Origin of the sequence: Bacillus sp. TH13, assembly GCF_016651175.1 — a bacterium.
Lineage (GTDB): Bacteria > Bacillota > Bacilli > Bacillales > Bacillaceae_G > Bacillus_A > Bacillus_A thuringiensis_S.
Window position 1 is genome coordinate 214,435 of sequence record NZ_JAEKEJ010000025.1, and the last position, 18,981, is coordinate 233,415.

An 18,981-nucleotide genomic window follows, 5' to 3' on the forward strand; every position below is an offset into this window, starting at 1 on the left:
TATGTTTTTAAAAACATAAAAAAGCATCTAACTTCGATGCTTTTCAAATAAGTTAAACAATCCGTTTCCGAATCGAACTTGAAATCAAATCAATTATAATTACCATTAAAATGATACCTAATAAAATAATCCCAACACGAGACCAATTCCGTGAACTCAGCGCAAAAATTAACGGTGTACCAATCCCCCTGCTCCAATAACACCTAATATCGCAGCGGACCTTACATTAATTTCAAATCTGTATAACGTATACGATAGAAAATCCGGTAACACTTGTGGTAACACTGCATACCAAAGTATTTGAAATCGATTTGCCCCTGTTGCTAGTAACGCTTCCGTCGGTCCTTTATCTATGTTTTCAATTCCTTCTGAATATAGTTTCGCTAACATTCCAATAGAATGTAATCCTAGAGCTAATACTCCTGCAAAAGAGCCTGGTCCAACAGCTTTTATAAATAAAAGAGCCATAACTAATTCAGGAAACGTACGAACAAAACTAAGTACAAATTTCCCAAATCCTGAAGTTAATTTTCCACTACTCATATTCGTTGCCGCCCAAAAGGCAAACGGAACAGATAAAAATGCAGAAATAAATGTACCTAATATTGCAATTGCCAACGTATCAATTAATCCATGTAATAAATCTTCACCATCTGGCAAAGATACATACGACCAGTCTGGATTCAATATCCCTGTCATAATTGCTTTCGTGATTTCTTCCGCCGTTTCCTTTATTCCCTCTAGTGGTACTCCTGAAAAGGCCCAAACATAAACAAATGTAATTGCTATAAAAATAACCCAGCGATATATACTCGGTTTCTTCGGTTTTGGTACGATTATAGTCGTTTTACTCATTATAATTTCTCCCGCAACAATGTACTTACATAATCAATTACCAATACAACAACAAGAGTATAGATGATAATAGATGCAGTTTGTTGATATTGTAAAAATCCAAGTGTACGATCATAATATAGTCCAATACCACCTGCTCCTACTAAACCTAGGACAGCCGCTGCACGTACATTCACCTCAAATGTATATAGTACATAGGAAACAAAGTGTGCTTTTACTTGTGGAATGACTCCATAAACAATCCATTGCACCTTAGTAGCCCCTACAGCTGTCATCGCTTCTAATGGGCCAGGGTCAATTGATTCAATTGATTCATACAACAATTTCGCTACAAGTCCAATTGAAAAAAAAGTAAGAGCCAAAATACCTGGAAGTGGCCCAATTCCAAAAATCGCTACGAAAATAGCCGCCAATAATAAATCTGGTATCGTTCGTATAAAATTTAAAATCATTCGAGCTAGACTGTATAAAAATGTGTTAGTAAACACATTACTTGCTGCAAACAATGCAAGTGGAATAGCTAAAATCGCTCCTAAGGTCGTCCCAATAATCGCCATACGTATTGTATCTAACATCGCTGTTGTAATAACTTGAAAATAACTCCAATCAGGTGGCACCATTTCTTTCAATAGATCTACCATATTAGGAAAACCGTCTACCAGTTTTGAAAATGATGCATCTACTTGTACACTACTACTCCACAGCATTAAAATAACTAAAATAAACGTTAACATATGTTTCAATTTACTCGGCGGCTTCGGTATTTCATTTGAATATATCGTCACGTCATTCATTTTACTGCCACCTCTAATAATTCGCTTTTCTGAGCAACGTCCCCATAAATTTCAGCAAATTTTTCATCCGTTGCTTCTTCTACTAAACCGTCAAAAACAATTTCTCCTGCATGTAATCCGATAATGCGTGTCGCATATTGTCTAGCCAAATCAATAGAATGTAAATTTACAATTGTCGTGATTCCAAAATCTTCATTAATTTTTTTCAAATCATCTAGCACTTGCTTTGTCGTAAGTGGATCTAACGATGCAACAGGCTCATCTGCCAATATGATTTTTGCTTCTTGTGCCAATGCTCTAGCTATCGATACACGTTGCTGTTGTCCTCCTGATAATTCATCAGCACGTGCATATGCTTTTTCTAAAATATTCACTCTTTTTAACGCTTGAAATGCGAGCTCCACATCTTCTTTCGGAAACAAACCTAACGTTGTACGTAATGTGGAATGATATCCAACACGACCAGCTAATACATTTTTTAATACTGTTGATCGCTTTACAAGGTTAAAACTTTGGAAGATCATACCGATATCCCGGCGCATATGCCTTAATCCTTTTCCTTTCGCAGCAGTAATAGACTCACCTTCAATAATGATTTCTCCTTCGGTAATCTCATGAAGACGATTTACGGATCTGAGAAGTGTAGATTTTCCAGCTCCGGATAATCCGACCATTACAATAAACTCACCTTTTTGAATCTTTAAATTTATATTATTCAATCCCTTTGTTCCATTCGGATACATTTTGGAAACATTTCGAAACTCTATCACACATCTTACCTACTTTCAATGTATTATCAATAACTAAAAAACGGCAAACTAACTGAAATCTCACACCTTCCAGCTAGCCGCCATTTCACTATGTATTATTGCGTCTTCACTGTCTTTCCATATTCACGAACAATATCAAATTTACTATCATCAGATTTAATATATCCTTCATGAGAATATACTTCTTTAATGATTTTACGGCCTTCCTCATTTTTTCCAATTTCAATGAAAGCATCTTGTAATTTCTTGCTCCACTCTGCATCTAAATCAGAACGTACAGAAATTGTATCGTTCGGAATTTTCTCAGTAAATTTCACTATTTTCGTTTGATCAAATATATTCGGATAATCTTTTTTTACAATGTTACGAGCATCTTGGAATACAACAGCTGCATCTACATCACCATTTAAAAGTGCAATAAGTGACTGATCATGGCCTTTTAATGTAACAGGTTTCACATCCTTTAGCGGATCAATTCCCTCTTTTAATAGAACAGCTGCAGGCCATACATATCCTGCTGATGATGTTACATCTTGATAACCAATTTTTTTACCTTTTAAATCTTTTACACTATTTATATTAGAGTCTTTTTTAACAACAAACTCAGATTTATAATAGTCTACTAAATCTTTTGTAGGAGCTCCTGTTTCATCCTCTACTCCAAAACGTTGTGCTTGCAAAATTACATTTGCAGCCTTCTTTTCATGTGCTAATACGTACGCTGTTGGCGGTAAAAATCCTACATCTACTTGTTTAGATGCCATCGCTTCTACAATTGTATTGTAGTTAGTTGAAATACTAACTTTTACCGGAATATTTAATTTATCGCTTAATAGCTTTTCCAATGGTTTTGCCTTTGCCTCTAACGTATCCGCATTTTGAGAAGGAACAAATTGAACATTTAAGGTCTTTGGTACATAACCTTTTTTCGTATCTTCATTTTTACTTGCACTTGACTCTTTCGTCCCGCAGCCACTTAATAATCCCGCCGCTAGTGCAACTGTTGTACTCATTGCAAAAACTTTTTTCAACATATTAATGCCTCCATTTTTCTTGTTATAAAATAACCTTCCGTAAACATGAAGAAATATATCACATATTTTGATACACAATTGGTTATTTACAGAATCTTTACACATTCTATACATTCACATCAAAATTCACTTCACATATTTGATATGATTAATTGGAAGATAACAATAGAAAAGGTGAGTCATATTGGAACAAAATCAAACTGTAACTTTAAACATCTTATTAACAAGCGATATACATGGCACTGTTTATCCCATTCACTACCAAGATAACTCCCCAGCAGAACTTGGTTTAGCTAAAATTTCTACTCTTATAAAAAAAGAACGTTCCCAAAATACAAACGTTCTTTTAATTGATAATGGCGACTTTATTCAAGGAACACCATTTACTTATCATTACGTTACATACGAAAAAAACAAAAAAAATCCAATGTCCTTATTAGCGAATTACTTACAGTATGACGCTGCAATTATCGGCAATCATGAATTTAATTACGGGATGGATATATTAAATAATGCTGTGACTACTGCGAACTTCCCGTACCTATCAGCAAACATTTTAGATAAAAACATAAAAAAACCCTATTTCGGAAAACCTTATTTAATCAAACAGATTGAATCCAATATAAAAATTGCTATTTTAGGGGTAACAACACATTACATCCCAAATTGGGAACAGGCCCATCACATTAAAGATTTACTATTTGAAGATGCATTAAAGACTACAAAAAAATGGGTTTCTTATATTCGCGAATATGAGAAACCCGATTTATTAGTCGTAGCCTATCACGGTGGATTTGAAAGAGATTTACAAACCGGGGAACCGACTGAAGTGTTAACAGGTGAAAACCAAGGATATGCAATGTGCCATGAAATTGAAGGCATAGATCTTTTACTAACAGGTCATCAACACCGAGAAATTTCTCACACAATGGCTAACGGTGTAACAATTTTACAGACCGGATGCAATGGACACTCAGTCGGAAAAGTAAAAGTAACATTCGAAAAAACGAAACATAAATGGGTGAAAAAAGAGAGTTGTTCTGAATTATTATCTGTACAAGGAGTTGAGGCGGACCAAGATGTACTTTCATTGGTAGCCGATTACGAAGAGAAAACACAAAGGTGGCTTGATCAACCTATTGGAATCATTCAGGGGGACATGCAAATTTCTGATGCTATGCAAACTCGTTTGCATGATCATCCTTTTATCGAATTCATAAATAAAATACAGATGGATATAGCTAATGTATCAATTTCTTGTACAAGTTTGTTCCATAATACATCTCCAGGTTTCCCTGAACATGTAACAATGCGTGATATCGTTTCTAATTATATTTATCCAAACACATTAAAAGTAATTAGAATAACTGGAGCAGATATAAAAAATGCTCTTGAACTCTCTGCTTCTTATTTCACATTAAAAACAGATGGATCCATCACCGTAAGTCCTACCTACATAGAACCAAAGCCACAACATTATAATTATGATATGTGGGAAGGGATTTCATACGTATTAAACATTTCAAAACCAATTGGTGAAAGAGTAGAATCTTTACAGCATAACAGTGCTCCTCTTAATATGAATGAAGAATATGACGTTGTAATGAATAATTATCGTGCAAGTGGCGGGGGAAATTTCTTTATGTTTCAAAGCAAACCGGTAGTAAAAGATATACCCACAGATATGTCTGAACTTATCGCTAATTATATATTGGAACATAGAACGATAGAAGCAACAGTTAATAACAACTGGAAAGTTATTAAATGACGATTTTTACAAATAAAAAAGATGGGCTTCGCCCATCTTTTAATTTAATTTTGCATTATCTTGCTTTTTTAAAGCTTTTAATTTCGTCGGTGTAACATCTGTACCTTCTTCGTTAACAACTTTAATACCTTTAAGTTCGTTTAACATATTTTGACGAAATCCTTTTAAATATTGTTCACGTAGCGATTGACGCTCACGTTGCTCTTCTTCAGTTAAACCTTCAGCTTTTGCTTTTTTCGCTAAGAAGTTAATGCGTTCAACGAGTTCGTGATTAATCATCTCGAATCCCCCTTCTAATCAAAACTGATTATTATCATACAATAGTTACTCTTCTTTATCAAGCAATTGCTTCGTATACTCTACATATCTACGATGTACAGTCGCCTTTGAAACATTATGACCAAATCCACGTAATGTTGCTGCAATTTCTTCAAACGTGAGTTCACTTTTTCGCAAACGTACAATTTCCTCAATTGGCACTTCTTTTTTCTCTCTTCCTACACTTAAATGACGATTTTTTAAATTATTTTCTGGACGATAACCTTTTTCTACTGCACGTTGCATACCTCGTTTAATTTTCAAATTATGAATCTTTCTTTGATATTCTTCAACAATACCAATAATATCTAATACCATCGAATCAGAATCCGACAATTGTAATTCACCATTATGTGTATGCGTATATACTTTTATGCCTTCTTTATGTAAACAATGCATTAATGCAATCTTCGCATTTCCTCTACCAAGGCGCGTTTCATCTTGTATAAGTAACACATCGATTTGTTCGTCTCGAATTGTATCCAACACCTCTAATATACCGTCACGTTCAATTGTATATCCACTAGCCTGCTCTTCAATCACCTTAGTAACATTCATTTGATAGTGCTCAGCTAAATGCAATAATTCATCTTTTTGACGTAATAATGATGTTTCTTGCGCTTCTTTCGTTGTACTTACACGTGCATAAATAATTGCATTCATTTTGAACCCCTCTTTCTCCCTATTATTTCCCTATAGTGTAACATAAATCCGCCATTTGTTCGAACTTATGTTTGTAGAATGTTTTTTCACATGTTATACTTATTAATAAGAAAAATGAAAGAAAACGAGGTGTTAGAAAACATGGAAAAGTTAACGAAACGCCAGCAAGACATTCTCGACTTTATTAAGCTAAAAGTACAAGAAAAAGGATATCCACCTTCCGTACGTGAAATTGGTCAAGCAGTCGGCCTCGCTTCTAGTTCTACAGTGCACGGACATTTATCACGATTAGAAGAAAAAGGATACATTCGACGCGATCCAACAAAACCACGTGCTATTGAAATTTTAGGTGAAGACCGAATGGATACGGAAACACAATCTGTTATTCAAGTTCCAATTGTCGGAAAAGTTACTGCTGGTTTACCAATTACAGCAGTCGAAAGCGTAGAGGAACATTTCCCACTTCCAGCTAGTATTGTTGCTGGAGCAGACCAAGTGTTCATGTTACGTATTTCTGGAGATAGTATGATTGAAGCTGGTATTTTCGATGGAGATTTAGTTGTTGTTCGCCAACAACAGTCTGCATATAATGGTGAAATTGTAGTCGCTTTAACAGAAGATAACGAAGCAACTGTTAAACGTTTCTATAAAGAAAAAGACCATTTCCGTCTACAACCAGAAAACTCTTCATTAGAACCTATCATTTTAAAACAAGTGTCAGTTATCGGGAAAGTAATTGGCGTATATCGTGATTTACATTAAAAATAATAAAAAGAAGATAATTACCTTATTTATATACGGTAATTATCTTCTTTTTTTGTATTTTGATAGATTTCCATACATTCTATTTCTTATTAACGAGTTTCAATCGTCACATCTCCCGCAGCCGTTTTACCGCTAATCTTTTTACTACCATTGCCAATTGTTACGTTATTATTTTCTTCATTAAAAATTGTTACATCTCCGGCAGCACTTTGCCCAGTAATTACCGCATCTTGTGGTTTTTCCGATAAAGTAATATCTATATCTCCCGCAGTTGAACTTGCTTCTAGATTATACTTAGAATCATGATCTTGAATATTTATTTCCCCACTTGTTGTTTTTGCGGTCACTTTCCCTAATACCTTCTTAAAGTTCACCTCACCAGCTTTTGTCGATCCCTCCACATCCTTAGCCGTTACTTGTTTCAACTCTACTTCTCCAGCAAGTGTTCTAACACTTACGCTATCACTTTTCACATCACTCATTTCAATTTGTCCAGCAGATGAATTTACTTTTACATCTTGATAAGAGCGTTCGGGCACAAGGAGAGTCAATTTAGACGTTTGAAACCTAAAATCATAAAAAGAAAAATCAAATGAAGCACCTTTTTCTCTTTCCCCAATAATTTTTAATGTGTCACCATCTTCTGCAATACGAATCTCTTGTTTACGTACATCTCCTGATTGCTTTACATAAAAAGAAGAATCAGGAGATTTTTGGATAACAATATCTCCGGCATCTAACTTAACTTCTATATTTTTTAATGTTTCGTTTTTAATTACATCTTCTTTATCGCCTTTTTCAGCAGTTTGTACTGCTTTTTCATATGTTTGGGAAATTCCTATTACTCCAATAATGATACAAGCGATAGCGATTAAAAATAGTTTTTTCATCATTTACTCTCCTTTTATCATTTTGAAGTTCCATATTACATATCGTACACACAATCTCTTAAACCACTTTGTACTATAAAAAGCGATAATACATAAAAATAAACCTACTCCAACAAACGTTATACTAACGAAAAGATCCAACCATATAAAAGTACCCATAAATACTTTTCCAATAACGAAAAATGGTGTTACTACACTAGCAATACCACCGATCCAAAAAGAAAATATAAAAGCAACAATTGCGACTAACGGGCCTAACACAATAATAAAATTAAACAAACTAAGTCCAATCGCTGCCATAACAGCTCTTGTCACATTTGAAGTCGATGGATTTTTTTTCATTTCATCGAAGCGATACATCGCAAGTAATTCTTTTGCGATTACTTTCGGAGAACCAAGGCCCTGAATTATTTCTGATTCAGTTTTCCCCTCTTCTAGTCCAAACTGAAAGTGCTCTTCATAATCCAATAAAATATCTTGCCTCTCTTCCTCTGGTAACTTTCTAAGATAACTTGATAATTCTTTAAGAAACCCTTCTTTACCCATCCCATTCCACCCCTTCAATAATTTCTTGTACCCCTTTCGCAAAATCACGCCATTCTGTTACTAACAAATGAAATTGCGTCTCCCCTTGCTCTGTTAATTGATAATATTTACGAGGTGGCCCTTCCGTAGATTCCTTTAAATACGTTTGAAAATACCCTTCTTTCGTCAAACGACGTAACAAAGGATATACTGACCCTTCCGATATTAAAAATTTATTAGAAATTTGCTGAACAAGTTCATAACCGTAACTATCTTTACGTTTTACAAGTGCTAATACACAAAGTTCAAGCACACCTTTTTTAAACTGAACGTTCAAGTGCCATCCTCCTTTCCTATCTTAGTACTGTTCAATACACGGTACCTGTTTTATCCATAATATACCACTTAGTATTGTTTATTGCAAGGTACTAAGCTATATTTATTCCCTAAATTTAGAAAATGAACTAACGAACCCCTGAATAAGACTGCGTTATAACTAAGTATCATTCAAGGTTTCATTTCATTTACATTAACATTAGACTTCATTCACTCTTTCCTCTTGAAGAATCCACCACAACCTTATTCACTATAGCTAATGAGAAAAAGCCCCAATACTTATCGGTATTAGGGCTTTTTTCTCATTATTATATATTAATCGCATTCCTATTTGAGAACCTGCATACGCGACAAATACTTTAATATCATATTTTATTTTTCATCCCCATTTCCCAAGATTTTTTGCTTAACATCTGATAAATCCTTCGACAACGAACTAAATGCTTTTGCTTGTTCTTCAATGACCTGTTGATTTTTTTCAATGACTTTTTGATATTGTTCTTCGCGCTGTTCATTCTTTTTTTGCGTAGTAAACAGCATCCATACAAATAAAGCTGCGAATGCTCCTTGTTGAATCATTGAATTGAAGATTTGTTCTTCCATCGTTCTCATCTCCTTTTCAAAAATTAAAGAGAATCACACGAGTGATCCTACTCTCATATCCTTATCTCACATTAAAATGTTCTTCTTTTACCCATGTGTTTTGCCCAATATCAATGTAACCATCTTTTCTCGCGAAAACGCCATATGGATAAGATCCATCCACATTTCCTTTATAATTTCCATTTGGACCATCATATGTGTTAATGCCATAACCTGCGGGATATTTTGAGTAAGCATGGAACCACTCTACTTCAAAGTGTTCTTCTTTCGCCCACGCTTCCCAACCTAGACACAACATATTTTCATTCCCACCATACCAAGCAGCATCTATAATTAAATATGGCATTTTCGTATTAATGACATGACCTGTGAACCAAGCATCTTTTCCAGGACCACTATATAAATTGATACCCCATCCTTCTGGGTATTTAGATGTTGCAATTCCCAGTCCTTTTGGTTGTAGTGGTTTATTATTACCTTCATTAAATGCTTTGTTTATCTTCTCAATGAATTGATCCACTCTTCCTTCATCGAGCATTCGGTGTGGGCAATGCTTTCCACTCCACGATTTATGTGTACGTACATTACTAATCGGTATATTGAATTGTTTCATTAACTGAGCAATAACAATTGCTGCATTATCTTCCGCCTTGTAATATCTATCCCCACCGCTTAGAGAATAGCAAATTTCCACTCCGATAGATTTACGATTACCATTTCCGTTACCATCACCTGCATGCCAAGCATTACGATCAAACGGAATACCTTGTACTGCTTCTTTGTCATCTACTGCAACATGAAACGACACTGAATTATTATTCCCAATCATATACGATATCTCATTTTCTGCTGATGCATCATTGTACGTATTATGTACTGTGATGAATTCTGGTGTCATTGTATTGGGACACTTTATACCATATTTACTTGGATCCACTAATTTTTTTCTAATTTCCATTACTGATTATCTCCTTTTTTTATTTTTTATCATTTAAAATTCCACTGAATTATTAAGTACATCTAGAAACTAAATACTCAGACAGGCCATATTCTATATAATGGGTTATGGTCCTCACATTCAAAAAAAGAAAAAGAGCAACTTTTTACATCAGTTGCTCTTTCAAAAATCGCACCCTATATTCCACCCAGCATTTTACAGATACTATTCTCATCTCAAGAGGTATGATAACAAGTTTTTTCATCCTACTTAATACATGCTGATTTAAAGATATTATCTTACATTAAAATGCTCTTCTTTTACCCATGTGTTTTGTCCAATATCAATGTAACCATCTTTTCTCGCGAAAACGCCATATGGATAAGATCCATCCACATTTCCTTTATAATTTCCATTTGGACCATCATATGTGTTAATACCATAACCTGCTGGATATTTTGAATAAGCATGGAACCACTGCACTTCAAAGTGTTCTTCTTTTGCCCAGGCTTCCCAACCTAAGCAAAGCATATTTTCATTCCCGCCATACCAAGCAGCATCTATAATTAAATATGGCATTTTTGTATTAATGACATGACCTGTAAACCAAGCATCTTTTCCAGGACCACTATATAAATTGATGCCCCATCCTTCTGGGTATTTAGACATTGCAATTCCCAGCCCTTTTGGTTGTAGTGGTTTATCAGAAGGGTCAGTTGTACCACCACCGTCTCCTTTTCCTAAGTAGTCTAATGGATTCACAGCATTACTCTTATTGATGTTCCAAGACCCTTTATGCAATTCAAAATGTAGATGTTGACCAGTAACTTCTCCTGTGCTACCCATAACTCCAATAGTTTGTCCTTGCGTAACATAATCACCTTCTTTCACCGTTCGAGAACCGCTACGCATATGGGCATATACTGTTTCCCATGTAACCCCATCAATAGTGTGCACAATCATAATACATTCACCATAACTGGATGAAATATAAGAACGACTAACTCGTCCGCTAGCTGCTGCATAAATTGGATGATAGCCCGATTCAGCAAGATCTATCCCATGATGATCTGGTCTGCTCCCCCGAAAGCCACTTGTTACTCTCGTTGTATCTGTTGGATAAATAAATTTTGCCATAATAATCTTCCTTTCTATTCATACGTAATATAAAAAGGCACTTAAAAAAGCACCCTTTTATATTTTTTCTATATATTAAAATTTATAATTTAAAATCAAATAATAAAAAACCTTTGTTATTACCTTACATTAAAATGTTCTTCTTTTACCCATGTGTTTTGTCCAATATCAATGTAACCATCTTTTCTCGCAAAAACACCATATGGATAAGATCCATCCACATTTCCTTTATAATTTCCATTTGGACCATCATATGTGTTAATACCATAACCTGCTGGATATTTTGAGTAAGCATGGAACCACTGCACTTCAAAGTGTTCTTCTTTCGCCCAGGCTTCCCAACCTAAGCAAAGCATATTTTCATTCCCGCCATACCAAGCAGCATCTATAATTAAATATGGCATTTTTGTATTAATGACATGACCTGTGAACCAAGCATCTTTTCCAGGGCCACTATATAAATTGATGCCCCATCCTTCTGGGTATTTAGACGTTGCAATTCCCAGTCCTTTTGGTTGTAACGGCTTATTGTCACCACCACCAGTTCCTCCATCAAAATCTACATATTGTTTAACAATTTCAGAGTAGAAGAAATTCCCCCCGTTTTTATATCGATAACCTCCATTGTAGGCAACAGCGATAGGGTGACTATATTTCACCATAGCACCAGTTGTATTTCCGAGTGATGGCGCAACAACTGTTTTAGAATACAAATCTGCTACCGGTAATGAATGCTGTTTATTGTTAGAAGCTAACCAGCGAAGGTAAGCTCGTCCAAAATTATACGATTGAACAATGGCACTTAAATCTGTAATACCATTTTTCTTTGCATCATCAAAAGCTCCCTTTAAATGCTTTACTCCGTAATAAATTGAATCCTTAGGATTTTTAATTGTATTCATTGGCCAACCTTGTGATTCACTGGACTGCATAATATCGGGTGTTGTTTCAGAGTTCCCTCCACTTTCCACCATAATAATTCCAAGTACGTAAGGAACTAACTCAGGTACTCCTTGTGCGGAACATTCACTTTCTACCATTGATTGCCAACGTAACACTTGTTGTGGCAAATTCTTTGTTTTGACTGAAGCAGCTAATAAATTCATCATTAAACATCTCCTTATTTGCTATTATTTTCGCCTGTAAACCTACTACTTTACTAAATATAACCGGGAGCCAAATGCCCATTTATCTATAAAATCACTTCACGTTACTCACCTTCTTTCACAACAAAAAGAGCAACCATAAAAATAGTTGCCCTTTCGTCGAAATCTTATATTACTACTATAAATCACTTTTTCAATACTTTCTGTACACTGCATGTATCCTACAAAAAGGTAACATTAAAACCCATCTAAAAACTTGACAATCTTTCTTATTTCAGCATGTTTTCGGCGAATATAGCCTGTACTATAATGTAATTCAAACGCTATTTGTTCTAAAGTCATTCCATCAACATATTTCATTTTAAGTATTTGATGATCCAGTCCTGTAAATTTATTAATTAAAAGCTTTAAATCATACTCTTCATTCATCTTATAAGCTAATTCATATTCAATTACTTCAATTCGTCCTTCTACCTTAGCCCCTTCCGATTCAGCGGTTAATCGTACATTTTGCAAATCACCACTAATCCAACGCTTCAATTCGGCTTTTGATTTATCTAAGTTGTATTCTAAATAAGTAATTTCTTCTTCTAACTTCTTATAATCTTTGAGCCATTCGAACACTTACCGATTCACCCACTTCCGTTCTTTTTACAAAGTCTCTTAATACTAATTTAATAGAATGAATATGCTTATTAACTTTTTCAATCTTTATTACTTGTAAATTATCTTTCATTTTATAAACACAACCCTTTCCTAACATTTTTTACCCTCTATTGATAAGTTCCTTACATCTTTAGAATTCAGATATTGTAATTAATTCCTGAATCCTTTTGAAAAAACTTCTAACAGTTCCCATAGAACTTTAAGAAATAAACTGAAATTACAAATGGTTCATACTTGATCCAAACATTCACTAATATCTTTATAATACTGTTCACTATGCATCGGGAATCTTTAAAGAATATAAATGTATTATTTTTTATTAAGGTAATATATTTCAAAATAACAAAATCATCTAACGTTTTTTCTTATGACCTATATTTATTTAACACTTCTTGTAATCTCTCACGCTCTTCATCAATAGACTGCACAGTTTTTCTTTCCTCTTCTAGATTTGTTGATTCATCATCTTTATATAACCAATCGGGTACAATCTCTTTTCTATTTGAATACTTCCTACCTGTCCCGTTATATTTCTTTTTCTTGCTCATTTCAAAACGTCTATCTAGTATGGCCACATCAACTAATGTTTTAACTTCTTGCTCCTTCCAATTCCTCAATATAGCCTTAATGTAGTTCCATCTTGGCGCATTCTCATCAACGGCTTTATTAATTGCATGCTGAATTAACTCATCACTAAACAAATTACAAAAACTCCCCAACTCTGCAATTGCAATTTCACTTAACGGAATGCCCCTCCCCTTAATAAAGTTACAACTTACTTTAACCCTCTCATTGATGAATACACGAGATTCTAATTTATCCATATCATCATAATCATTAGTATTTCGTTTATTAGTAGTTAGTCTATTAGTATTTAGTAGTTTCTGATTTTCCTCATATGGCTTTACCACATCTTGGTTTTCCACTTGTGGCATGTTCCTTTGTGGCGTTTCGTAAATTTCCGTATCCCACCTTGTAATTTTTTTCGTATTCCCATCACGAACAGGATAACGTTTTACATAACCTAATTCTTTTAATTCCTTAAAACCTGTACGGAGCGAATCTTCTCCATCCTTAGCATGTCGAGCTAATTCGCTAATATGAAAAGTCCAATCGTCTGGTAATGTAAGCGCATAGGCTAAGATTCCTTTCGCTTTCCATGACAACCTTTCATCTTTTAAACCAGTATTATTTATAACGGAATAATTACTATCTTTTTTCACTCGAATAATCCCCATACTAGCCACCTCATAAATTCTCAAAAACGCTATTCAATGTTATACTTATCTAGAGATATTTTTTCTTATAGAATCCGCTGCAACGGATTCTTTTCTTATGCATTCATTCAAAACAATCATGCTATCCATATCTATTTTCTTCTAAACCTCTCTTATTCCTCAAATTCAACATCCACTTGAATTTCGATATTCATTGGAATTTCTTGTGTTATACGAATCACATTTTGACTCATTCCTTTTTGAATAAGCTTTCTAACCTGCTCTTTTGCATCTTCTTTTGTTTTAAATTCACTGACAGTTGGTAACCCTGCTAAACTGCTAGTAATTACTAAAATCTTTCTTTGCATGTTCTTTCCTCCTACTGAATGTCTGCCATATTTATTTGTGAGTTTTTAACTGTAATTTCTTCATTTAAAACAGTTGGAATTGAATATTCTTCATTAATAATTTGTATTGCTCTATCCAAATGATAACGTTTAATAGCTTTATAACTATTCACACCAAATTCCCGATGTAACTGACTATAAATATCTCTATATAACTTCCTTCTAAGGCCGATATCCTGATAAGAATTTGAATTTTTACCTCCCAATAACATAACACCTAACCTTTTTACAGCCCTTGTTATCTCTTCACACTCGATAGCATAAAGCGGCGTATTTTCTCGCAAACCCTTCACCTCAGACTTTATCTCTTGTATCTCCTGAGTATGTCCTTCTAACGCAGCAAATGTTAACTTTAAAACCCCCATTGGATCCTTTGGCACATTTTGTTGATTTTGTATATATTGCTTCATTCGTTTGAACTCTTTCATAAATTTAATTTTCATTCCAACCGCTTCTCTACTGGTATATCCCATAACAAGTAACGTGAATGCTTCTTCTGTTAAATCATATTTAGGGATTCGCCTGTTCTTTGAATTAAAATAAGTGGACTCGTGAAAATTTTCTCCTCCAAACTCTTCACCTACATATACAATTTGTTTTCGAACTTCCTTCAAAACGTCGAAGTGATTTTTTTTGAATATCTTCGCAATTACCAAACTATCCGTTACTACTTTGCCATTAACTTCAAATACTAATGAACTATGTACTGATGAGTCAGTTAATTGCCCCATCCTCATCTCCTCCTCACTACTAATTTTGGACTATCTTTATTGCATTGAGATAATTTCGCACTACGCATAATTCGTTACTTTCTTTTTACAAATTAACTAGTTATCGGAATTTAAATTAAATACTTTGATATGAACCCTCTTATTAAATCATCATTCAATAATTCGATTATAGGGTTACATTTTAAGTAAATCTCCTCCGATTTCAATTCGCTTCATTTTCTTCAAATTCAAAAAGATATTCCAAACTATGTTCTGGAAAAAAGTTTTCTTAATTTCAAAAGCTTCATCATAATAAAAACGAAATTTACCATTTATTTTGTCGCTCACTGTTGCGTGGCGAAGTTTCAGATGCGAAGAAATTTGTGTAATCATAATTCTTTTTCTCGCCATCTCTGCACGCAAATTCGGATACATTGACTCACCACCTGTTTTTTTGTACGATATTGCGTTCATTTCCATTTAAATATAAACTCAATTTCGTATTTAGTCAACAAAAAACGCATTTTAATACTCATTTTCGCATACTTTTCTATTTACTAACAATTTTAGTTAGGTTATGATATATACAGAAATACGCAATATCGTATACATTTTAATAAGAAAGATGGTGAAAGTAATGAAAAAAGCAGAGGTTGTAACACGCTTAATAAAAGAAGCTGGCTATAGCAAAAGAGCCTTCGCCGAAAAAATAGGTCTCCCCCCCACAACACTGCAATCCATGTTATCAAGAGGGATTGGTAAAGCGTCTGTTGATAATGTCATAAAAGTTTGTAAGGGATTAGGAATCACTACTGATGATTTAGAAAGACTCGCAACTCAAGAGGACAATACTGTTAAAGAAGAAGTTTCTATTTATGAAACCATCCAAAAAGATCAATCAAACATTATTCATATTCCTATCATTGGTTCTGTAGCAGCTGGTACACCAATATTCGCTGAAGAAAATATCGAAGGCTATTTACCCATGCTGAGTACATTTTTAAACAAGCGTAAAAAGTATTTTTATCTTACTGTAAAAGGCACTAGCATGAATCTCGAATTCCCTGATGGTTCTTATGTTTTAGTAGAGGAAACTCCTTATGTTGAAAACGGACAAATTGCTGTTGTAAAAGTCAATGGTTATGATGCTACCGTGAAAAAGATTTCAAAATCCGGAAGCATCATTACTTTAATACCATTGAGTAACGACCCTATCCACGAACCAAAAACTTACGACCTTTCAGCTGAAGATGTAAAAATAATTGGTCGCGTTGTACAGGCAGTAAAGAATTATTAAGTTATAGCACAAGTGATTAAAAAAAGATAAAATCAATTCTTTTGAAAAGATTTTCTTAGTAACATGATTCAAAATAACCAAAAACAATCCATTATCTAGTAGTTAATATATCCAATAACTTCACTAAAAAAGCCCTGATACCGTAGTATCAAGGCTTTTTTATTTCACAAATTATATAAAACTTACGTTTATCTGATAATGTTTTTCTATGATATCACTACTTGTTATTAATTCGTGGCTTTTATGTGGCTTTTTTCATTTTGCAACCACATAAAAGTGTAAAAATTAGAAATTAAAAAACCCTTGATACGAGTTGTATCAAGGGTTCAACCCTCTTAGTATAGAGACATATATTGATCGCGTTCCCATTGGTGAACTTGTGTTCTAAAGATATCCCACTCAATCTCTTTCGCTTCGATGAAGTGCTCAAGTAAGTGTTCTCCTAGTGCACCGCATACTACTTCATTAGATTGTAATGTAACTAATGCTTGCGCTAATGTTGCTGGTAAGTCAACGATACCTGCTTCTTCGCGCTCTTCTTTTGTCATTACATAGATGTTACGATCTACTGCTGCTGGTGGAGTTAATTTGTTTTTAATTCCATCAAGACCTGCAGCTAATAATGTAGCCATTACTAAATATGGGTTTGCAGCTGGGTCAACACTACGTACTTCTACGCGTGTACTAATACCACGAGATGCAGGGATACGTACTAACGGACTACGGTTTTGTGCAGACCATGCTACGTAACAAGGCGCTTCATATCCAGGTACTAGACGTTTGTATGAGTTTACAGTTGGGTTTGCTATCGCTGTAAATGCTGGTGCATGTTTCAAAATACCTGCGATGAAGTGACGAGCATCATCGCTTAATTGTAAGTCACCGTTTGCATCAAAGAATACATTCTCACCATTTTTAAATAATGATAAGTTACAGTGCATACCTGAACCATTCACACCGTATAGTGGTTTTGGCATAAATGTTGCGTGTAAACCATGTTTACGAGCAATTGTTTTTACAACAAGTTTGAATGTTTGAATGTCATCACATGAGCGAATTGCATTTGCATATTTAAAGTCAATTTCGTGCTGCCCTGGAGCAACCTCATGGTGAGATGCTTCAATTTCAAATCCCATTTCTTCAAGTTCAAGAACGATATCACGACGACAGTTTTCCCCTAGATCCATCGGCGCAAGGTCGAAGTATCCACCGTTATCGTTTAGTTCTAATGTTGGATTTCCTTTTTCATCAACCTTAAATAGGAAGAATTCTGGCTCTGGTCCAAGATTGAAGTCTGAAAACCCTAAAGCTTCCATTTCTTTTAACACACGTTTTAAGTTGTTACGTGGGTCTCCATCAAATGGAGTGCCATCTGCATTGTAAATATCACAGATTAGTCGAGCTACTTTACCTTTTTCAGCTGTCCAAGGGAAAATTACCCAAGTGTCTAAATCAGGATATAAATACATATCAGATTCTTCAATACGTACGAAACCTTCAATCGAAGATCCATCAAACATCATTTTGTTATCAAGAGCTTTCGTTAATTGTCTCACTGGAATCTCTACGTTTTTAATTACCCCTAAAAGATCCGTAAATTGTAAACGGATATACTTTACATTCTCTTCTTTCGCCAAACGGAAAATATCTTCTTTTGTGTATCTAGACATTATAAATTCCTCCTTAGTCCCTCTAATCGCCTTCAGAATCAGTTATCTTTAGTGAAAAAATCTTGAAATGTCACCTTGTCGCAATGAAGTTCGATTGAATCTACCTGTATGCTGTAGTTCATCTCGAAGTATTTTGCGAAGCTCAGTTTTTGAAATTTCTTTCGTTTCTTCTTTTACTTTCACTGCTTCTGTTTGATTTTCTTTCATTAGTAATACTTGCTTAATACCAGCCATATTCAAGCCTTGATCTAACAAATCTTTAATCTCTAACAACTTATCTACATCGTTAAATGAAAATAATCTACGATTCCCCTTTGTACGGGTTGGAGAAACAAGATTATGCTCTTCATAGTAGCGAATTTGACGTGCAGACAATTGTGTTAAATCCATAACAATACCAATAGGAAACAGCGGGGCAGAACGTCTATCTTCTTTCATTTTTCAGTTCCTCCTTCGCCTTAACTGCTTCTCATTTTATACCATGTTATGTTTAGTGTCAATAGATGTTAGCTT

At 34.5% G+C, this 18,981-nt stretch carries 22 protein-coding genes and 2 pseudogenes; 3 read left to right on the forward strand and 21 right to left on the reverse strand.

The features are described 5' to 3' along the window. Positions 1-52: 52 nt before the first annotated feature. The 4 genes and pseudogenes from phnE (JFU02_RS09320) to JFU02_RS09335 all read right to left on the reverse strand — a co-directional run bounded on the left by phnE (JFU02_RS09320) (position 53) and on the right by JFU02_RS09335 (position 3,453). A pseudogene (gene phnE / locus JFU02_RS09320) lies at positions 53-855 on the reverse strand (phosphonate ABC transporter, permease protein PhnE). Beyond that, positions 855-1,649, reverse strand: coding sequence for a phosphonate ABC transporter, permease protein PhnE (phnE, locus tag JFU02_RS09325; protein ID WP_001000775.1), 795 nt, complete (start codon positions 1,647-1,649; stop codon positions 855-857). Before phnE (JFU02_RS09325) ends, phnE (JFU02_RS09320) begins: the two are co-directional and overlap by 1 nt. Continuing rightward, complete coding sequence (gene phnC, locus JFU02_RS09330) at positions 1,646-2,419, reverse strand: phosphonate ABC transporter ATP-binding protein (protein ID WP_086407565.1); 774 nt, start codon at positions 2,417-2,419, stop codon at positions 1,646-1,648. The genes phnE (JFU02_RS09325) and phnC overlap by 4 nt, the downstream gene beginning before the upstream one ends. Positions 2,420-2,514: 95 nt before the next feature. Next, positions 2,515-3,453 carry a phosphate/phosphite/phosphonate ABC transporter substrate-binding protein gene (locus tag JFU02_RS09335; RefSeq protein WP_086407566.1) on the reverse strand — a complete coding sequence of 313 codons (939 nt, stop codon included), beginning with the start codon at positions 3,451-3,453 and terminating at the stop codon, positions 2,515-2,517. Positions 3,454-3,637: 184 nt separating this feature from the next. On the opposite strand from JFU02_RS09335, the gene JFU02_RS09340 reads away from it, so the two are divergent. Then, positions 3,638-5,221, forward strand: coding sequence for a bifunctional metallophosphatase/5'-nucleotidase (locus JFU02_RS09340; RefSeq protein ID WP_097960089.1), 1,584 nt, complete (start codon positions 3,638-3,640; stop codon positions 5,219-5,221). A 39-nt stretch (positions 5,222-5,260) separates the two neighbouring features. Here the strand turns inward: JFU02_RS09340 and JFU02_RS09345 are convergent, their stop codons facing one another. Both JFU02_RS09345 and JFU02_RS09350 read right to left on the reverse strand, forming a co-directional pair. After that, positions 5,261-5,500: a DUF896 domain-containing protein gene (locus JFU02_RS09345; protein WP_000607015.1), complete on the reverse strand. Its 240-nt coding sequence runs from the start codon at positions 5,498-5,500 to the stop codon at positions 5,261-5,263. 45 nt (positions 5,501-5,545) lie between these two features. Beyond that, entirely contained in the window at positions 5,546-6,202 is a 657-nt protein-coding gene (locus JFU02_RS09350; RefSeq protein ID WP_201070835.1) for a YneB family resolvase-like protein, read from the reverse strand. 141 nt (positions 6,203-6,343) lie between these two features. Here JFU02_RS09350 and lexA point away from each other — a divergent pair, with 141 nt between their 5' ends. Continuing rightward, positions 6,344-6,964, forward strand: a complete 621-nt coding sequence (gene lexA, locus JFU02_RS09355; protein ID WP_000413738.1) for a transcriptional repressor LexA — start codon at positions 6,344-6,346, stop codon at positions 6,962-6,964. 92 nt (positions 6,965-7,056) lie between these two features. Here lexA and JFU02_RS09360 read toward each other — a convergent pair whose 3' ends face one another. The 13 genes and pseudogenes from JFU02_RS09360 to JFU02_RS09420 all read right to left on the reverse strand — a co-directional run bounded on the left by JFU02_RS09360 (position 7,057) and on the right by JFU02_RS09420 (position 15,936). Next, positions 7,057-7,860 carry a DUF4097 family beta strand repeat-containing protein gene (locus tag JFU02_RS09360; RefSeq protein WP_097960088.1) on the reverse strand — a complete coding sequence of 268 codons (804 nt, stop codon included), beginning with the start codon at positions 7,858-7,860 and terminating at the stop codon, positions 7,057-7,059. After that, complete coding sequence (locus JFU02_RS09365) at positions 7,861-8,403, reverse strand: DUF1700 domain-containing protein (protein ID WP_097960087.1); 543 nt, start codon at positions 8,401-8,403, stop codon at positions 7,861-7,863. It lies immediately after the preceding gene. Then, positions 8,396-8,719: a PadR family transcriptional regulator gene (locus tag JFU02_RS09370; RefSeq protein WP_097960086.1), complete on the reverse strand. Its 324-nt coding sequence runs from the start codon at positions 8,717-8,719 to the stop codon at positions 8,396-8,398. The genes JFU02_RS09365 and JFU02_RS09370 overlap by 8 nt, the downstream gene beginning before the upstream one ends. Positions 8,720-9,090: 371 nt before the next feature. Beyond that, positions 9,091-9,321 carry a BhlA/UviB family holin-like peptide gene (locus JFU02_RS09375; protein WP_000392443.1) on the reverse strand — a complete coding sequence of 77 codons (231 nt, stop codon included), beginning with the start codon at positions 9,319-9,321 and terminating at the stop codon, positions 9,091-9,093. A 61-nt stretch (positions 9,322-9,382) separates the two neighbouring features. Further along, positions 9,383-10,279, reverse strand: coding sequence for a peptidoglycan recognition protein family protein (locus JFU02_RS09380; RefSeq protein WP_061667546.1), 897 nt, complete (start codon positions 10,277-10,279; stop codon positions 9,383-9,385). Positions 10,280-10,552: 273 nt separating this feature from the next. Then, positions 10,553-11,395, reverse strand: a complete 843-nt coding sequence (locus JFU02_RS09385) for a M23 family metallopeptidase (protein WP_086407567.1) — start codon at positions 11,393-11,395, stop codon at positions 10,553-10,555. A gap of 119 nt (positions 11,396-11,514) precedes the next feature. Beyond that, positions 11,515-12,501, reverse strand: coding sequence for a lysozyme family protein (locus JFU02_RS09390; RefSeq protein ID WP_176520058.1), 987 nt, complete (start codon positions 12,499-12,501; stop codon positions 11,515-11,517). A gap of 237 nt (positions 12,502-12,738) precedes the next feature. Beyond that, on the reverse strand, positions 12,739-13,125 hold the full coding sequence (locus JFU02_RS09395) for a hypothetical protein (RefSeq protein ID WP_000464433.1): 387 nt from the start codon (positions 13,123-13,125) through the stop codon (positions 12,739-12,741). Then, positions 13,100-13,264: a hypothetical protein gene (locus JFU02_RS09400; protein WP_000900737.1), complete on the reverse strand. Its 165-nt coding sequence runs from the start codon at positions 13,262-13,264 to the stop codon at positions 13,100-13,102. Before JFU02_RS09400 ends, JFU02_RS09395 begins: the two co-directional genes overlap by 26 nt. A 268-nt stretch (positions 13,265-13,532) precedes the next feature. Further along, entirely contained in the window at positions 13,533-14,405 is an 873-nt protein-coding gene (locus JFU02_RS09405; RefSeq protein WP_000511423.1) for a DnaD domain protein, read from the reverse strand. A 152-nt stretch (positions 14,406-14,557) separates the two neighbouring features. Continuing rightward, positions 14,558-14,752, reverse strand: a complete 195-nt coding sequence (locus JFU02_RS09410) for a hypothetical protein (protein ID WP_001189064.1) — start codon at positions 14,750-14,752, stop codon at positions 14,558-14,560. 11 nt (positions 14,753-14,763) lie between these two features. Continuing rightward, positions 14,764-15,522: an ORF6C domain-containing protein gene (locus tag JFU02_RS09415; protein ID WP_000531299.1), complete on the reverse strand. Its 759-nt coding sequence runs from the start codon at positions 15,520-15,522 to the stop codon at positions 14,764-14,766. 202 nt (positions 15,523-15,724) lie between these two features. After that, positions 15,725-15,936, reverse strand: a pseudogene (locus tag JFU02_RS09420) (hypothetical protein). A 202-nt stretch (positions 15,937-16,138) separates the two neighbouring features. Between JFU02_RS09420 and JFU02_RS09425 the strand changes: the two are divergent. Next, a complete protein-coding gene (locus tag JFU02_RS09425) occupies positions 16,139-16,798 on the forward strand; it encodes a LexA family protein (RefSeq protein ID WP_042972619.1) in 660 nt (219 codons plus the stop codon). Between the two features lie 335 nt (positions 16,799-17,133). Here JFU02_RS09425 and glnA read toward each other — a convergent pair whose 3' ends face one another. Together glnA and glnR are read right to left on the reverse strand one after the other, a co-directional pair. Then, the gene (glnA, locus tag JFU02_RS09430; protein WP_000092763.1) at positions 17,134-18,468 is read right to left on the reverse strand and encodes a type I glutamate--ammonia ligase; all 1,335 of its coding nucleotides are present in this window, start codon (positions 18,466-18,468) and stop codon (positions 17,134-17,136) included. A 48-nt stretch (positions 18,469-18,516) separates the two neighbouring features. Next, positions 18,517-18,906, reverse strand: coding sequence for a transcriptional repressor GlnR (gene glnR / locus JFU02_RS09435; RefSeq protein ID WP_000656783.1), 390 nt, complete (start codon positions 18,904-18,906; stop codon positions 18,517-18,519). Between the last annotated feature and the right edge of the window lie 75 nt (positions 18,907-18,981).

What these genes read in the sequence shown, in the direction of transcription:
- JFU02_RS09390 (WP_176520058.1), bottom strand. Translation starts at nt 12,501, where the DNA reads ATGAATTTATTAGCTGCTTCAGTCAAAACAAAGAATTTGCCACAACAA.
- JFU02_RS09350 (WP_201070835.1), bottom strand. Translation starts at nt 6,202, where the DNA reads ATGAATGCAATTATTTATGCACGTGTAAGTACAACGAAAGAAGCGCAA.
- JFU02_RS09425 (WP_042972619.1), top strand. Translation starts at nt 16,139, where the DNA reads ATGAAAAAAGCAGAGGTTGTAACACGCTTAATAAAAGAAGCTGGCTAT.
- JFU02_RS09335 (WP_086407566.1), bottom strand. Translation starts at nt 3,453, where the DNA reads ATGTTGAAAAAAGTTTTTGCAATGAGTACAACAGTTGCACTAGCGGCG.
- glnA (WP_000092763.1), bottom strand. Translation starts at nt 18,468, where the DNA reads ATGTCTAGATACACAAAAGAAGATATTTTCCGTTTGGCGAAAGAAGAG.
- JFU02_RS09345 (WP_000607015.1), bottom strand. Translation starts at nt 5,500, where the DNA reads ATGATTAATCACGAACTCGTTGAACGCATTAACTTCTTAGCGAAAAAA.
- glnR (WP_000656783.1), bottom strand. Translation starts at nt 18,906, where the DNA reads ATGAAAGAAGATAGACGTTCTGCCCCGCTGTTTCCTATTGGTATTGTT.
- JFU02_RS09410 (WP_001189064.1), bottom strand. Translation starts at nt 14,752, where the DNA reads ATGCAAAGAAAGATTTTAGTAATTACTAGCAGTTTAGCAGGGTTACCA.
- JFU02_RS09365 (WP_097960087.1), bottom strand. Translation starts at nt 8,403, where the DNA reads ATGGGTAAAGAAGGGTTTCTTAAAGAATTATCAAGTTATCTTAGAAAG.
- JFU02_RS09385 (WP_086407567.1), bottom strand. Translation starts at nt 11,395, where the DNA reads ATGGCAAAATTTATTTATCCAACAGATACAACGAGAGTAACAAGTGGC.
- JFU02_RS09375 (WP_000392443.1), bottom strand. Translation starts at nt 9,321, where the DNA reads ATGGAAGAACAAATCTTCAATTCAATGATTCAACAAGGAGCATTCGCA.
- JFU02_RS09380 (WP_061667546.1), bottom strand. Translation starts at nt 10,279, where the DNA reads ATGGAAATTAGAAAAAAATTAGTGGATCCAAGTAAATATGGTATAAAG.
- phnE (WP_001000775.1), bottom strand. Translation starts at nt 1,649, where the DNA reads ATGAATGACGTGACGATATATTCAAATGAAATACCGAAGCCGCCGAGT.
- JFU02_RS09405 (WP_000511423.1), bottom strand. Translation starts at nt 14,405, where the DNA reads ATGGGGATTATTCGAGTGAAAAAAGATAGTAATTATTCCGTTATAAAT.
- JFU02_RS09400 (WP_000900737.1), bottom strand. Translation starts at nt 13,264, where the DNA reads ATGTTAGGAAAGGGTTGTGTTTATAAAATGAAAGATAATTTACAAGTA.
- JFU02_RS09415 (WP_000531299.1), bottom strand. Translation starts at nt 15,522, where the DNA reads ATGGGGCAATTAACTGACTCATCAGTACATAGTTCATTAGTATTTGAA.
- lexA (WP_000413738.1), top strand. Translation starts at nt 6,344, where the DNA reads ATGGAAAAGTTAACGAAACGCCAGCAAGACATTCTCGACTTTATTAAG.
- JFU02_RS09360 (WP_097960088.1), bottom strand. Translation starts at nt 7,860, where the DNA reads ATGATGAAAAAACTATTTTTAATCGCTATCGCTTGTATCATTATTGGA.